The organism is Nocardioides hwasunensis (genome assembly GCF_014779665.1).
Classification (GTDB): Bacteria; Actinomycetota; Actinomycetes; order Propionibacteriales; family Nocardioidaceae; genus Nocardioides; species Nocardioides hwasunensis.
In genome coordinates this window covers 273,664-288,939 of the sequence record NZ_JACXYY010000003.1, presented here as the reverse complement: position 1 = coordinate 288,939, position 15,276 = coordinate 273,664, and the positions used below count along the sequence as shown (strand labels likewise).

Annotated in this window: 11 protein-coding genes and 1 tRNA gene; 10 read left to right on the top strand and 2 right to left on the bottom strand. The window is 69.5% G+C overall.

What is annotated here, in order from left to right; all coding sequences use genetic code 11:
• The first annotated feature begins 140 nt into the window (after positions 1 to 140).
• From gltB to pyk, 3 genes are all read left to right on the top strand, one after another.
• Positions 141 to 4,691, top strand: coding sequence for a glutamate synthase large subunit (gene gltB, locus IEZ25_RS08410; RefSeq protein WP_191198960.1), 4,551 nt, complete (start codon positions 141 to 143; stop codon positions 4,689 to 4,691).
• 77 nt (positions 4,692 to 4,768) lie between these two features.
• Positions 4,769 to 6,226, top strand: coding sequence for a glutamate synthase subunit beta (locus IEZ25_RS08405; protein WP_191198959.1), 1,458 nt, complete (start codon positions 4,769 to 4,771; stop codon positions 6,224 to 6,226).
• Positions 6,227 to 6,351: 125 nt separating this feature from the next.
• Positions 6,352 to 7,797: a pyruvate kinase gene (gene pyk / locus IEZ25_RS08400; RefSeq protein WP_191198958.1), complete on the top strand. Its 1,446-nt coding sequence runs from the start codon at positions 6,352 to 6,354 to the stop codon at positions 7,795 to 7,797.
• 4 nt (positions 7,798 to 7,801) lie between these two features.
• On the opposite strand, the gene IEZ25_RS08395 is transcribed toward pyk, so the two are convergent.
• Complete coding sequence (locus IEZ25_RS08395; protein WP_191198957.1) at positions 7,802 to 8,581, bottom strand: transcriptional regulator; 780 nt, start codon at positions 8,579 to 8,581, stop codon at positions 7,802 to 7,804.
• 51 nt (positions 8,582 to 8,632) lie between these two features.
• Positions 8,633 to 8,715, bottom strand: a tRNA-Leu gene (locus tag IEZ25_RS08390).
• Positions 8,716 to 8,833: 118 nt separating this feature from the next.
• Between IEZ25_RS08390 and IEZ25_RS08385 the strand changes: the two genes are divergently transcribed.
• From IEZ25_RS08385 to IEZ25_RS08355, 7 genes are all read left to right on the top strand, one after another.
• Positions 8,834 to 9,436, top strand: a complete 603-nt coding sequence (locus IEZ25_RS08385; protein ID WP_191199241.1) for an ANTAR domain-containing response regulator — start codon at positions 8,834 to 8,836, stop codon at positions 9,434 to 9,436.
• Positions 9,437 to 9,602: 166 nt separating this feature from the next.
• Positions 9,603 to 10,760, top strand: coding sequence for a branched-chain amino acid ABC transporter substrate-binding protein (locus tag IEZ25_RS08380; protein WP_191198956.1), 1,158 nt, complete (start codon positions 9,603 to 9,605; stop codon positions 10,758 to 10,760).
• A 93-nt stretch (positions 10,761 to 10,853) separates the two neighbouring features.
• On the top strand, positions 10,854 to 11,825 hold the full coding sequence (locus tag IEZ25_RS08375) for a branched-chain amino acid ABC transporter permease (protein WP_191198955.1): 972 nt from the start codon (positions 10,854 to 10,856) through the stop codon (positions 11,823 to 11,825).
• Positions 11,822 to 12,961: a branched-chain amino acid ABC transporter permease gene (locus IEZ25_RS08370; RefSeq protein WP_191198954.1), complete on the top strand. Its 1,140-nt coding sequence runs from the start codon at positions 11,822 to 11,824 to the stop codon at positions 12,959 to 12,961. The genes IEZ25_RS08375 and IEZ25_RS08370 overlap by 4 nt, the downstream gene beginning before the upstream one ends.
• The gene (locus IEZ25_RS08365) at positions 12,954 to 13,904 is read left to right on the top strand and encodes an ABC transporter ATP-binding protein (RefSeq protein ID WP_191198953.1); all 951 of its coding nucleotides are present in this window, start codon (positions 12,954 to 12,956) and stop codon (positions 13,902 to 13,904) included. Before IEZ25_RS08370 ends, IEZ25_RS08365 begins: the two co-directional genes overlap by 8 nt.
• Positions 13,894 to 14,604: an ABC transporter ATP-binding protein gene (locus IEZ25_RS08360; RefSeq protein ID WP_191198952.1), complete on the top strand. Its 711-nt coding sequence runs from the start codon at positions 13,894 to 13,896 to the stop codon at positions 14,602 to 14,604. The genes IEZ25_RS08365 and IEZ25_RS08360 overlap by 11 nt, the downstream gene beginning before the upstream one ends.
• A 90-nt stretch (positions 14,605 to 14,694) precedes the next feature.
• Entirely contained in the window at positions 14,695 to 15,264 is a 570-nt protein-coding gene (locus tag IEZ25_RS08355; RefSeq protein WP_191198951.1) for a GNAT family N-acetyltransferase, read from the top strand.
• Positions 15,265 to 15,276 lie beyond the last annotated feature (12 nt).

The window sequence follows — 15,276 nt, the reverse complement described above, 5'->3', positions numbered from 1 at the left end:
ATGTGGACCTCCGGCGCCTCTCGCCGGTGATACATTCCACCTCGCTCGGGCCAACGTCGTCCCCAGCGGTAACGCCCACCACCCGTGACCTGCCTGTGCCCAGCACTGGCGCGCCGGGACGACGACGGGAGAATGCCTCCATGCACGCATTCCCGCCGAGCCAGGGTCTCTACGACCCTCGCCACGAGAAGGACGCCTGCGGCGTCGCCATGGTCGCGACCCTGACGGGCGAGGCCAGCCACGACATCGTGGCCAAGGCGCTCACGGCCCTGCGCAACCTCGACCACCGCGGCGCCGCCGGCGCCGAGGTGAACTCCGGTGACGGCGCCGGGATCCTGCTCCAGGTGCCCGACGCGTTCCTGCGCGAGGTCACCGCGGAGCTCGGCTTCGAGCTGCCCCCCGCCCGGGCGTACGCCGTCGGCACCGCGTTCCTGCCCGGCGACGACGAGGCGGTGGCCAAGACGCGCCAGCGCATCGAGGAGATCGCCGACGAGGAGGGCCTCGCGGTCCTCGGCTGGCGCGAGGTGCCGGTCGACGACTCCACCCTGGGCGCCACGGCGCGCAGCGTGATGCCGCACTTCGCCCAGATCTTCGTGGCCGGTCGAGGCGCCCGCGTGAGCGGGATGGCCCTGGAGCGGCTCGCCTTCTGCCTGCGCAAGCGCGCCGAGTCCGAGACCGACGTCTACTTCCCGTCGCTGTCCTCGCGCACGCTCGCCTACAAGGGCATGCTCACCACCGACCAGCTCGACCGGGTCTTCCCCGACCTGACCGACGAGCGCGTCGCCTCGGCCATGGCCGTGGTGCACTCCCGCTTCTCCACCAACACGTTCCCGAGCTGGCCGCTCGCGCACCCGTTCCGCTTCATCGCGCACAACGGCGAGATCAACACGGTGATGGGCAACCGCAACTGGATGCGGGCACGTGAGGCGCTCCTCGAGAGCGACCTGATCCCCGGCGACCTCGAGCGACTCTTCCCGATCTGCACGCCGGAGGCGTCGGACTCGGCGTCGTTCGACGAGGTGCTCGAGCTGCTGCACCTCGCGGGTCGCTCGCTGCCGCACGCCGTCTTGATGATGATCCCGGAGGCGTGGGAGAACCACAAGGAGCTCGACGCCAAGCGGCGCGCGTTCTACGAGTTCCACTCGATGCTCATGGAGCCGTGGGACGGACCGGCGTGCGTCGTGTTCACCGACGGCACCCAGATCGGCGCCGTGCTCGACCGCAACGGCCTGCGCCCCTCGCGCTACTGGGTCACCGACGACGGCCTCGTGGTGCTGGCCTCCGAGGTCGGCGTGCTCGACCTCGACCCGGCCACCGTGGTGCGCAAGGGCCGGCTCCAGCCGGGCCGCATGTTCCTCGTCGACACCGAGGAGCACCGCATCATCGAGGACGAGGAGATCAAGGGCCAGCTCGCCTCCGAGCAGCCCTACGACGAGTGGCTGCACGCCGGCCAGATCCACCTCGACGACATCGACGACCTCGAGCACATCGTCCACACGCACGCCTCGGTCACCCGTCGCCAGCAGATCTTCGGCTACACCGAGGAGGAGCTGCGGGTCCTGCTGAGCCCGATGGCCAACACGGGCGGCGAGGCGCTCGGCTCGATGGGCACCGACACCCCGATCGCGGCGCTCAGCGACAAGCCGCGGCTGCTGTTCGACTACTTCTCCCAGCTGTTCGCGCAGGTGACCAACCCGCCGCTCGACGCGATCCGCGAGGAGCTGGTGACCTCGCTCAGCGGGTCGATCGGCCCCGAGGCCAACCTGCTCGAGCCGAGCCCGGCGTCGTGCCGGCAGATCGTGCTGCCCTTCCCGGTCTTCTCCAACGACGACCTGGCCAAGATCCGGCACATCAACCGCAACGGCGACATGCCGGGGTTCCAGGTCCACATCGTGCGCGGGCTCTACGATGTCGCCGGTGGGGGAGAGGCGCTGGCCGCCAGGCTCGACGAGCTGAGCGCGGAGGTCTCCGCCGCGATCGCCGACGGAGCCCGGATCATCGTGCTCTCGGACCGGCACGCCACCGCCGAGCTCGCGCCGATCCCGTCGCTGCTGCTCACCGGTGCCATCCACCACCACCTGGTCCGCGAGAAGACCCGCACCCAGGTCGGCCTCCTCGTCGAGGCCGGTGACGTCCGCGAGGTCCACCACGTGGCGCTGCTGGTCGGCTACGGCGCGGCCGCGGTCAACCCCTACCTCGCCATGGAGTCGGTGGAGGACCTCGCCCGCGAGGCCTACTACGTCAAGGTCGAGCCCGAGCAGGCCGTCGCCAACCTCATCAAGGCGCTCGGCAAGGGCGTGCTCAAGGTGATGTCCAAGATGGGCGTCTCCACCGTCGCCTCCTACACCGGCGCGAAGATCTTCGAGGCCGTCGGGCTGTCGCAGGCCGTCATGGACCGCTACTTCACCGGCACGACGTCCAAGCTCGGCGGCATCGAGCTCGGCACGATCGCCGAGGAGGTGGCGCGTCGGCACGCGACGGCGTACCCCCGGGGCGGCATCTCGCCGGCCCACCGCGAGCTGACGATCGGCGGCGAGTACCAGTGGCGCCGCGAGGGCGAGCCGCACCTGTTCGACCCCGAGACCGTCTTCCGGCTTCAGCACTCCACCCGGACCGGCAGCTACGACATCTTCAAGCAGTACACCGACCGGGTGAACGAGCAGTCTCAGCGGCTGATGACGCTGCGCGGCCTCTTCACCTTCAAGGACGGCGTGCGCGCGCCCGTCGACGTCGACGAGGTCGAGCCCGTCTCGGAGATCGTCAAGCGCTTCTCGACCGGAGCCATGTCCTACGGCTCCATCAGCAAGGAGGCGCACGAGACCCTCGCCATCGCGATGAACCGCCTCGGCGGCAAGTCCAACACCGGTGAGGGCGGCGAGGACCCCGACCGCCTCTACGACCCCGAGCGCCGCTCGTCGATCAAGCAGGTCGCCTCGGGTCGCTTCGGGGTGACGTCGGAGTACCTGTCCAACGCCGACGACATCCAGATCAAGATGGCCCAGGGGGCCAAGCCCGGTGAGGGCGGCCAGCTGCCCGGCCACAAGGTCTACCCGTGGGTGGCCAAGACCCGGCACTCCACGCCGGGTGTCGGCCTGATCAGTCCGCCGCCGCACCACGACATCTACTCGATCGAGGACCTGGCGCAGCTGATCCACGACCTCAAGAACGCGAACCCGTCGGCTCGCGTGCACGTGAAGCTGGTGTCCGAGGTCGGCATCGGCACCGTCGCGGCAGGTGTCTCCAAGGCGCACGCCGACGTGGTGCTGGTCTCCGGCCACGACGGCGGCACCGGCGCCTCGCCGCTCACCTCGCTGAAGCACGCGGGTGGTCCGTGGGAGCTCGGGCTCGCCGAGACCCAGCAGACCCTGCTGCTCAACGGGCTGCGCGACCGGATCGTGGTGCAGGCCGACGGCCAGCTCAAGACCGGCCGCGACGTGATCATCGCGGCGCTGCTGGGTGCGGAGGAGTTCGGCTTCGCGACGGCTCCTCTGGTGGTCAGCGGCTGCATCATGATGCGGGTCTGCCACCTCGACACCTGCCCGGTGGGCGTGGCCACGCAGAACCCGGTGCTCCGCGAGCGCTACAGCGGCCAGGCCGACTACGTCGTGAACTTCTTCGAGTTCATCGCGCAGGAGGTCCGCGAGCTGCTGGCCGAGCTGGGCTTCCGCAGCCTCGACGAGGCCATCGGCCAGGTCGGCACGCTCGACGTCGCGCAGGCCGTCACCCACTGGAAGGCCTCCGGCCTCGACCTGACGCCGATCCTGCACGAGGCGTCGCGTCACGGCGAGTTCGGCCAGTTCGAGGACCAGGACCTGCGCAACACCACGGGACAGGACCACGGGCTCGACAAGGCGCTCGACAACGAGCTCATCGCGATCGCAGCTCCGGCCCTGGAGTCCGGCGAGCCGGTGCGCGCGCAGGTCGCCATCCGAAACGTGAACCGCACGGTCGGCACGATGCTCGGCCACGAGGTCACCAAGCGCTACCGCGGTGAGGGCCTGCCCGAGGGCACCATCGACATCACGCTGACCGGCTCGGCCGGCCAGTCGTTCGGGGCGTTCGTGCCGAAGGGCATCACGCTGCGGCTCGAGGGCGACGCCAACGACTACGTCGGCAAGGGGCTTTCCGGCGGTCGCCTGATCGTCCGCCCCGACCGCGCCGCGACCTTCGAGGCCGCCGAGCAGATCATCGCCGGCAACACGATCGGCTACGGCGCCACGTCGGGCCAGATCTTCCTGAGCGGTCGCGCCGGCGAGCGCTTCTGCGTCCGCAACTCGGGCGCGAGCGCAGTCGTGGAGGGGGTGGGCGACCACGCGTGCGAGTACATGACCGGCGGCGTCGTCGTCGTGCTCGGCCCGACCGGGCGCAACGTCGCGGCCGGCATGTCGGGCGGCTACGCCTTCGTGCTCGACCTCGACGAGTCACGGGTCAACCCCGAGCTCGTGGAGCTGGCTCCGGTGACCGGGGACGCGGCCGACGAGCTCAAAGGGCTCGTCGAGCAGCACGCCGAGGAGACCGGCTCGGTGGTCGCCACCGAGCTGCTGGCCGACTGGGACACCTCGCTCGCCCGCTTCACCGAGGTGATGCCGCGCGACTTCAAGCGGGTCCTCGAGGCGCGGGCGAAGGCCCTCGACGAGGGGCTCGACGAGGACCAGGCCAACGCCCGGATCATGGAGGTCCTCCATGGCTGAGCGACTCCGCGGATCCACCGTGACCATGCTGACCGACCGCGAGCCCGTGCGCTCGCCCGTGGAGGAGGGGGCCCGGAATGGCTGACCCCAAGGGATTCCTGAAGAACGGCCGCGAGGTCGCCTCACGCCGTGACGTCGCCGAGCGCGTGCAGGACTGGGACGAGGTCTACCCCGACGGCATCGGCCGCGCGCTGCTGCCGATCATCAACACGCAGGCCGGCCGCTGCATGGACTGCGGCATCCCGTTCTGCCACCAGGGCTGCCCGCTGGGCAACATCATCCCGGAGTGGAACGACCTGGTCTGGCGTGACGACTGGGACGGCGCGATGGACCGGCTGCACGCGACGAACAACTTCCCGGAGTTCACCGGTCGCCTCTGCCCGGCGCCCTGCGAGACGGCCTGCGTGCTGGGCATCAACCAGGACCCGGTGACCATCAAGAACGTCGAGGTCTCGATCATCGACCGCGCCTGGGGCTCGGGCTATGTCCGCCCGCAGCCGCCGGAGTGGCTCTCGGGCAAGACCGTCGCGGTCATCGGCTCCGGGCCGGCCGGCCTGGCGGCCGCCCAGCAGCTCACCCGTGCCGGCCACACCGTGGCCGTCTACGAGCGTGCCGACAAGATCGGCGGGCTGATGCGCTACGGCATCCCCGAGTTCAAGATGGAGAAGAAGCACCTCGACCGGCGCCTGGACCAGATGCGCCGCGAGGGCACGGTCTTCCGGGCCGGGGTCGACGTCGGAGGCGACCTCTCCGGTCCGCAGCTGCTCGCGCGCTACGACGCCGTCGTGCTCGCCATGGGCGCGACCCAGGCGCGCGACCTGCCCGCCACCGGTCGCGAGCTCGGCGGCATCCACCAGGCGATGGAGTTCCTGCCGCAGGCCAACCGCGTCGCGCTGGGGGAGGAGGTGGAGGGCCAGATCCTCGCCACCGACAAGGACGTCGTCATCATCGGCGGCGGCGACACCGGTGCCGACTGCCTCGGGACGTCGATCCGTCAGGGCGCACGCTCGATCACGCAGCTGGAGATCATGCCCCAGCCCGGCGGTGAGCGCCCCACGGGCCAGCCGTGGCCGACGTACCCCATGACCTTCCGCGTCTCCTCCGCGCACGAGGAGGGCGGGGACCGGGTCTACGCCGTCTCGACGCAGGAGTTCGTGGGCGATGCCGACGGCAACGTGGCCTCGCTGCGGCTCGTGGAGGTCGACGCGAAGTTCCAGCCCGTCGAGGGCACCGAGCGCGAGATCCCGGCGCAGCTGGTGCTGCTCGCGATGGGCTTCGTCGGCCCCGAGCAGCCCGGCATCATCGAGCAGCTCGGCGTCGAGCTCGACGAGCGCGGCAACGTGCGGCGCGACGAGTCGTACGCCGCCTCCGTCCCGGGCGTCTACGTCGCCGGTGACGTCGGTCGCGGCCAGTCGCTGATCGTCTGGGCGATCGCCGAGGGTCGGAGCGCGGCCGCGTCGGTCGACGCCTACCTGACGGGCTCGACCACGCTGCCCGCGCCGATCAAGCCGCACGAGCGCCCCCTCGTCGTCTGATCGCTGTCGCACGTCCGTGTCGGCGGTGAGTGGGACAGGTTCCTGACGGAAATTTCCTGTCCTACTCACCGGTCAGGGCCGGAAGAGGGCTTTGGAACGATCCAATCTGCGCTAGGGTGAAGCACGTGCGTAGAGCCAAGATCGTCTGCACCCTCGGCCCCGCGGTGAACACCCCCGAGGGCATCCGAGCACTCGTCGAAGCCGGCATGGACGTCGCGAGGCTCAACATGAGCCACGGCGCGTACGCCGACCACGAGGCCGTCTACCGTCTGGTGCGCCAGACCTCCGACGAGACCGGGCGGGCGATCGGCATCTTCGCCGACCTGCAGGGTCCGAAGATCCGCCTGGAGCGGTTCGGAGACGGTCCGGTCAAGCTGAAGCGCGGCGCCACGTTCACGATCACCACGCGTGACGTGGTGGGAGACGTCGACCAGTGCGGCACCACCTACAAGGGACTGCCCGGCGACGTGAAGCCCGGCGACCCGCTCCTGATCGACGACGGCAAGGTGCGTCTGGTCGTCACCGCGGTCAGCGACACCGACGTCACCACCGAGGTGGTCGTGCCCGGCAAGGTGTCCAACAACAAGGGCATCAACCTGCCCGGCGTCGCGGTCTCGGTCCCCGCCCTCTCCGACAAGGACACCGAGGACCTGCGCTGGGCGCTCAATCTCGGCGTCGACTACATCGCCCTCAGCTTCGTGCGCAACGCCGCCGACGCCGAGGACGTGCGCAAGGTGATGCGCGAGGAGAACATCTTCGTCCCGGTGATCGCCAAGATCGAGAAGCCGCAGGCGATCGCCAACATCGACGAGATCGTCGATGCGTTCGACGGGATCATGGTCGCTCGCGGCGACCTCGGTGTGGAGTGCCCGCTCGAGGACGTGCCGATCCACCAGAAGCTCATCATCGACAAGGCGCGCCGCAACGCGAAGCCGGTCATCGTCGCCACGCAGATGCTCGAGTCGATGATCACCTCGCCGGCCCCGACCCGCGCCGAGGCCAGCGACGTCGCCAACGCCGTGCTCGACGGCGCCGACGCCGTCATGCTCTCGGGCGAGACCAGCGTGGGGGAGTACCCCGTCATCGCGGTCCAGACCATGGCGCGCATCGTGGAGTCGACCGAGGACCACGGACTGGGGCACATGGCGGCGGTGACGTGGAAGCCGCACACCCGCGGCGGCATCATCGCCAAGGCAGCAGCCGAGGTGGCCGAGAGCGTCAACGCCAAGTACGTCGTCGCCTTCACCGTCAGCGGCGACTCCGCGAAGCGACTCTCGCGCTATCGCGGCCCGATCCCGATCCTCGCCTTCACCCCGACGGCCCGCACCCGATCGCAGCTCGCCATGACCTGGGGAGTGGAGACGTTCCAGGGCGCCGAGGTGCAGCACACCGACGAGATGGTCCGCCAGGTCGACGAGTCCCTGCTCCACATCGGCCGGGTGCGCGAGGGTGACCTCGTGGTCATCATCGCCGGCAGCCCGCCCGGCATCCCCGGCTCGACCAACGCGCTGCGGATCCACCGGATGGGGGACGCCATCAACGGCGAGGCGCCTGCCTACCGGCGCCCCTGACGCGTCAGCTCTTCGGGCCGATCATCGCGTCCAGGGCCGCGACGGCCTCCCGGCGCGAGACGGACACCACCCGCGATCCCGAACGGCGCCATGGCACGTGGACGAGATCGAGCGCCCACGTGCACATGCCGAGGATGTCCTCGCTGGTGTTGACGAACTGCCAGCGCGGGTAGTCGTAGCGACGGGTCTCCCCGGCGACCTCGCGGGTGGCCCAGTTCGCCACCCGGCAGCCGTCGGAGTGGAAGAGTCCTCGGAGGAAGTCAGAGGGGAACGATCGCACGATCTCCTCCTGCCAGGCCACGAGCGCGATGGCGCGCTCGTGCTTGCGGCCGGAGCCGTGCTGCGGGAACAGGCACGGCCAGTGCTTCCACGAGACGGTGGTGATCACTGCTCCCGGCACCAGGCGTGTGTGTGGCTTCCCGCCAGGCTTCACAGCCGCCATCAAGTCGAGCAGGTGCGCGTTGAGGTCGACGTAGCGTGCGTCGTTGGTGATGTGGAGGCTGAAGACCTGGCGTCGACCGAGGGACAGGTGTCCGTCGCCGAGGTACCACCCGAGCAGCTCGGCGTACGACGATTCTGCGAGGTCCGCGCCGTCGCACCGAGGGCACGGAGGCGCGAGGTGTCCCTGGCCCCGAGGTAGCCCACGGCGCTGGTAGAGCCGTCGCCAGCGTCTGATCGTCTTGATCGCGACCCCGTGGAGCGCCGCGTTCTCGGCATCTGCCATGCCTCGGTCCGAGCAGGCCAGCGCCGAGTCGACGACGGACTGGGGGCGGACGCGGGGCACGAACACGAGCGTGCCCGCAGCCACCGACACCGCGCGTCGACGACCACAGAGTGCCGGGTGTGGGAGTCGAACCCACACGCCCTTGCGGGCAGTGGTGTTTGAGACCACCGCGTCTGCCATTCCGCCAACCCGGCTAGGTGGGCACACGCTAGCGGAACTAGCCTTGTCGCCGTGACGCAGCCTGCCGACAGCACCGCGCCCGCCGACGTCGTACGCCGGGTGGTGATCGCCGAGGACGAGGCCCTGATCCGCATGGACCTCGCCGAGATGCTCGGCGAGGAGGGCTACGAGGTGGTCGGCCAGGCCGCCGACGGGCAGAAGGCGATCGAGCTGGCCCGTGAGCTCGGACCCGACCTGGTGATCCTCGACGTGAAGATGCCCGTCCTGGACGGCATCGCGGCCGCCGAGGTGATCGCCGCGGAGCGGATCGCGCCGGTGGTGATCCTCACCGCCTTCTCCCAGCGCGACCTGGTGGCGCGGGCGCGGGACGCCGGCGCGATGGCCTACCTCGTCAAGCCGTTCCAGCGCGGTGACCTGGTGCCTGCGATCGAGATGGCGGTCAGCCGCTACGGCGAGATCACCGTCCTGGAGCAGGAGGTCTCCGACCTCCAGGAGTCGCTGGCGACGCGGAAGTCGGTCGACCGGGCCAAGGGTGTGCTGCAGGCGCAGCTCGGGCTCAGCGAGCCGGAGGCGTTCCGCTGGATCCAGAAGACCGCGATGGACCTGCGACTGTCGATGAAGCAGGTCGCGGACGGCGTCGTGGAGCACGGCGTGGCGGGTCTCGGCGGCGCTGCCGACACCTCCGACGTGAACCCCGTTGTCACCCCCGTTGACAGATCCGACGACCCGTCCTGAGGGCGCTGCACGTTTCAGGATCATTTCCGGATTCGGCCGTTTGGTCACGAAACGGCAACGGCGGACAACTCGTGCCGCGCAATCGTGTCCCGGGCCACATTCATGGTGTTAGGTTCCCGCCACGAGGCTGCCGAGGTGGACAGCCCATAGGACTAACGGAGGATCCATGATCCGCTCGACCAAGACGTGGCAGGCTGTCGCGTTCACGGCCGTCGCCGGCCTTGCGCTGTCGGCCTGCGGCACGACCGACACCGGCGGCGGAAGCAGCAGCGCCGACGACGGCGACTGCAACTTCAAGATCGCGGCGATGGGTGCGCTCTCCGGCGCCAACGCCAGCATCGTGATCCCGTCGGTCGACGGCGCGCAGCTCGCGCTCGACCAGTGGGACGGCGGTGACTGCACGGTGTCGCTCGAGCGCTTCGACACCGAGGGCGACCCGGCCAAGGCCACGCCCGTCGCGACGCAGATCGCGGGCGACGAGTCGTTCATCGGCGTCATCGGTGGCGCGTTCTCCGGCGAGACCCGCGCGACCAAGACCATCTACCAGGATGGCGGGATCCCGATGGTGAGCCAGTCGGCCACCGCGACCGACCTCACGCAGGACGAGCCGGTCGAGGTCTTCCACCGCCTCGTCCCCTACGACGACTACCAGGGCGTCGCGATCGCGAAGTACCTCACCGACGAGGCCGGCGCCTCCAAGGTCTTCGTCATCGACAACGCCGAGGCCTACGGCGAGCCGCTGGCCGACCGCGTCGCGGAGACCCTCGGCGACAAGATGGTCCAGCGCGACAAGACCGAGGTCGGCCAGACCGACTTCGCCCCGACCATCTCCAAGATCGAGTCGGCCAAGCCCGACGCGATCATGTACGGCGGCTACATCGCCGAGGCCGCGCCGCTGCTCAAGCAGATCCGCGACGCCGGCATCGAAGCCCCCTTCATCGGTGGTGACGGCCTCTACGGTGCCGACTTCGGCAACGCCGTCGGCGCTGCCGGCGAGGGCGCGGTCGTGATGTGCCCCTGCGCCCCGATCGAGGACGACAGCACCTTCGCCGACGACTTCGAGGAGGAGTTCGGCGGCAAGCCGGGCGCCTACGCCGCCGAGGGCTACGACGCGATGACGGTCTTCCTCAAGGGTCTCGAGGACGGTGCCCGCAACCGCGCCGACATGCTCGAGTTCGTCAACAGCTACACCGGTGAGGGCCTGAGCAAGGACATCGCGTTCGACGAGAACGGCGACGTTCCCGCCGACCAGGTCTCCTACTGGGCCTACAAGAACGAGGGCGGCACGCTCACCCCTGAGGTCGAGGTCAAGCCCGGCAGCTGAGCACCACCACGTACAACCACCCGCGGGGGCGGCCGAAAACCGGCCGCCCCCGCTCCATGGCCCGGGTCGGGCCTGAGCCCTGGAGGGGCCTGAGTGGACTTCAACAACCTGATCAGCGGGTTGGACCGTCACACCCTTGACGGCATCACCCGCGGATCCATCTACGCGCTCGTCGCGCTCGGCTACACCATGGTGTACGGCGTGATGAAGCTGATCAACTTCGCACACTCCGAGGTGTTCATGGTCGGCACCTGGGCGGTGCTGGGCACGTACACCGTGATCGGTGCCACCGCCGGGGACGGCCTCGGCATGGTCATCGCGGCCACGGTGCTGGCACTGCTGGCAGCGATGCTGGCCTCGGCAGGCACCGCGCTCGCCGTCGAGCGGATCGCCTATCGTCCGCTCCGCAAGAAGGGCGCCCCGCCCCTCATCTTCCTCATCACCGGCATCGGCTGCTCCATGGTGCTCGTCGAGATCTTCGGCCAGGTGCTGCGGGTCTTCTTCGGACGCCCCTTCGGCCGCGTGACCGTCAACATCCCGTCGGTGCTGGAGACCAAGACGGTCTTCACCATCCCCGGCATCGACCTCGCGGTCAGCAACACCCGCATCCTGATCATCGTCGGTGCGATCGTGATGATGCTCGCGCTGGACGCGTTCGTGAACAAGAGCCGCCTCGGTCGCGGCGTGCGAGCCGTGGCGCAGGACCCCGACACCGCCTCCCTGATGGGTGTCAACCAGGAGCGCGTCATCATGCTGGTGTTCGTGCTCGGTGGCGCCATGGCTGGTGTCGCCGCGCTCCTCTACACCGTCCAGTACGACATCACGAAGTTCGACATCGGGTTCATCATCGGACTGAAGGCCTTCACCGCGGCCGTCCTCGGCGGCATCGGCAACCTGCGCGGCGCTCTCGTCGGCGGCCTGTTCCTCGGCCTCGTCGAGGTGTACGCCTCCGCCGTGTGGGACTCCAGCTGGACCAACGTCTACGCGTTCGTGGTCCTCGTCGTCGTCCTGATGTTCCGCCCCACCGGCCTGCTCGGTGAGTCCCTCGGAAAGGCCCGCGCATGAGTCAGCTCACCGCCGCCTACCGCGGCCTCAGGATCGGCGACCGCTGGGACGCTGCTCCCAAGCCCGTCCGCTGGTTCGGGCTGCTGCTGGTGGTCGCCTTCGCGTACTACCTGCCCTACCTCAACATCCTGCCGTTCGCCTACATCCGCACCGACCTCACGCCGAGCGGCTCGGACTGGGCGAGCGTGCTGTTCCTCGTCGTCGTCTACATGATCGTGGCGGTCGGCCTCAACGTCGTGATCGGCCTGGCCGGTCTCCTCGACCTCGGCTACGTCGGCTTCTACGCGCTCGGGGCCTACTCGATCGCGCTGTTCGGCTCCAAGTCGTCACCGGTCGTGGAGGCGCTCCAGGTCAAGTTCGGCCTCTCCGAGGAGTGGGCGGTCCCGTTCGCCGCGTGCATCCCGATCGCCATCGTGATGTCGCTGGTGGCGGGCGTGATCCTGGGTGCTCCGACCCTGCGGCTGCGAGGCGACTACCTCGCCATCGTGACCCTGGGCTTCGGCGAGATCATCCGCATCACGGCCCGCAACCTCGACGGCGTCACCAACGGTGCCGCCGGCATCACCCAGGTCCCGACGCCCCCCGGCCCGGAGATCGACGGTCGCCAGTTCTTCAACACGATCGACGCCGAGCGCTGGTACTGGCTGGCGCTGACCATCCTCATCCTCATCATCTGGCTCGCGCGACGCCTCGAGCACAGCCGGGTCGGCCGTGCGTGGCTCGCGATCCGCGAGGACGAGGACGCCGCCGCGGTCATGGGCGTCGCGGGCTTCAAGTTCAAGCTGTGGGCCTTCGCCATCGGTGCCACCCTCGGTGGCTTCGCCGGCCTGCTGTTCGGCTCCAAGCAGCAGTACGTCGAGCCCAACGCGTTCATGGTCCAGCTGTCGTTCCTCTTCGTGGCCATGGTGGTCATCGGTGGGTCCGGCAACATCGCCGGCGTCCTCCTCGGTGCCTTCCTGCTCACCTACCTGCCGGAGCGCTTCCGCGAGTTCGTCGAGTGGCGACCCTTCGCCTTCGGCGTGGCGCTGGTCGCGGTGATGATCCTGCGTCCGCAGGGTCTGGTGCCGAGCAGGCGCAGGGCCAGGGAGTTCGAGGATCGACGACACGAGGCAGAGGAGGCGGCTGCAGATGTCTGAGCCGACGCACGGCAGCACCGTCGAGCAGGAGGAGGTCGTCTTGAAGGACACCTCCGACCACGACGAGATCGCGATCGAGACCACGGGTCCCGACGGCAGCGTCCTGCTCGAGGTCGACCACGTCACCCTCCGCTTCGGTGGTGTCGTGGCTCTCAACGACGTGAACTTCCAGATCCGACGAGGGGAGATCCTCGGCCTGATCGGACCCAACGGTGCGGGCAAGACGACCTGCTTCAACGCGATGACCGGCGTCTACACCCCGACCGAGGGCAAGATCCGGTTCAAGGGCACCGAGATCGCGGGCACCAAGCCGCACAAGATCAATCAGCTCGGCATCGCGCGCACGTTCCAGAACATCCGGCTCTTCCCGGAGATGTCGGCGATGGAGAACGTCATGGTGGGCTGCGACGCCCGCCACAAGACGAGCGTCCCTGGTGCGCTGTTCCGGATCTACCGCCAGCGCCCGAAGGAGGAGGAGCTGCCCGACAACGGCATCCGCCGGGCGTTCGCCAAGGTGTTCGGCATCAGCCGCCACACCCTGGAGGAGCGGGCGGGGCGTCGTCGCTCGATGGAGCTGCTGCGCTTCGTGGGCATCGCGGACCGGGCCCACGAGCTCGCTCGCAACCTGCCCTACGGCTACCAGCGCCGACTGGAGATCGCCCGAGCCCTGGCCACCGAGCCGGAGCTGATCTGTCTCGACGAGCCGGCAGCCGGCTTCAACCCGGCGGAGAAGGAGGACCTCATGGGCCTCATCCGCCGGATCCGCGACCTGGGGCACACGGTGCTGGTCATCGAGCACGACATGAAGCTGGTCCTCGGCGTCACGGACCGGATCGTCGTGCTGGAGTTCGGCCAGAAGATCGCCGAGGGCACGCCCGACGAGGTCGCCCGCAACCCGAAGGTCATCGCCGCCTACCTGGGAGAGCCCGACGATGCTGCTTGAGATGAAGGACGCCGTGCTCAACTACGGCAAGATCCAGGCCCTGCACGGCATCACCGTGGAGGTCGAGGCGGGTGAGGTCGTCTCGCTGATCGGCGCCAACGGCGCCGGCAAGACCTCGACCATGCGCGCCCTGTCGGGCGTGCGCGGCCTGGCGGCCGGGTCGGTGATCTTCGACGGCGAGGACGTGACCAAGCTGCGGGCCGACCAGCGGCTGCGCAAGGGGCTCGTGCTGTGCCCCGAGGGCCGTGGGATCTTCCCGGGCATGACGGTCACCGAGAACCTCAACATGGGCGCCTACACCCGCAAGGACAAGGCGGCCATCGAGGAGGACTACGACCGCGTCTTCGGCCTCTTCCCGCGGCTGCTCGAGCGCAAGAAGCAGGTGGCCGGCACGATGTCCGGCGGTGAGCAGCAGATGCTGGCCATCGGCCGAGCGCTCATGTCGCGTCCCAAGCTGCTCATGCTCGACGAGCCGTCGATGGGCCTGGCGCCCATGCTGATCCAGCAGATCTTCGACATCATCACCGAGATCTCGCAGCAGGGCACCACCATCCTGGTCGTCGAGCAGAACGCCAAGCAGGCGCTCACGCGCAGCGACCGGGCCTACGTCCTGGAGACCGGCAACATCGTCAAGACCGGCACGGGTGCCGACCTTCTCGACGATCCGTCGGTGCGAGAGGCCTACCTCGGCGTAGCCTGACCGAGTCAACGGGCGATAGGGTCGCCCGGGTGTGGTGCCGCATCGAGTCGGCAGGGGGCCACTGTGGGTGCTCGAGCAAGAGGTGGGTCGATGAGTCGGACGCCAGTGACCGTACGCGCGGCAGAGCCGTCGGACGTCGCGACGCTGCGTGAGCTGTGGAGCGACATCCTCCGCAAGGGCGGCCTCGACGAGCAGCTCGCCGACGTGGCCCAGGTGGTCGCGTCGGCGGCGGCACGCGACGACACGTGCGTGGCGGTGGCGGAGATCGACGGACAGATCGCGGGAGCGGTCTACCTCGAGGCGACGACGCTGACCCCGCTCAACCTGGAGTCGGCGGTGCTGGCGGTGTCTCCCCACGTGTTCCCGCAGTTCCGCCGCAAGGGCGTGGGTTGCGCGCTGATGGAGGCGGCCTGCCGTTTCGCGGAGAAGCACGGCATCGGCCACGTGCAGACCGCGGCGGCCGCGGAGGCTCGCGACGCCAACCGCTTCATGGCGCGGCTCTCGTTCACCCCGCAGGCGATGCTGCGCGCGGCGACGACGAGCGCTGTCCGTGCGCGGCTCCCGCAGTCGCGCCAGGGGACACCTGCGGCCACGAGCCGCCAGCGCATCGACCGGGTGCTGGCCGCGCGCCGCATTCGGCGCGAGCGCGTTCCCGGCTGAGCGCGCCCTGCC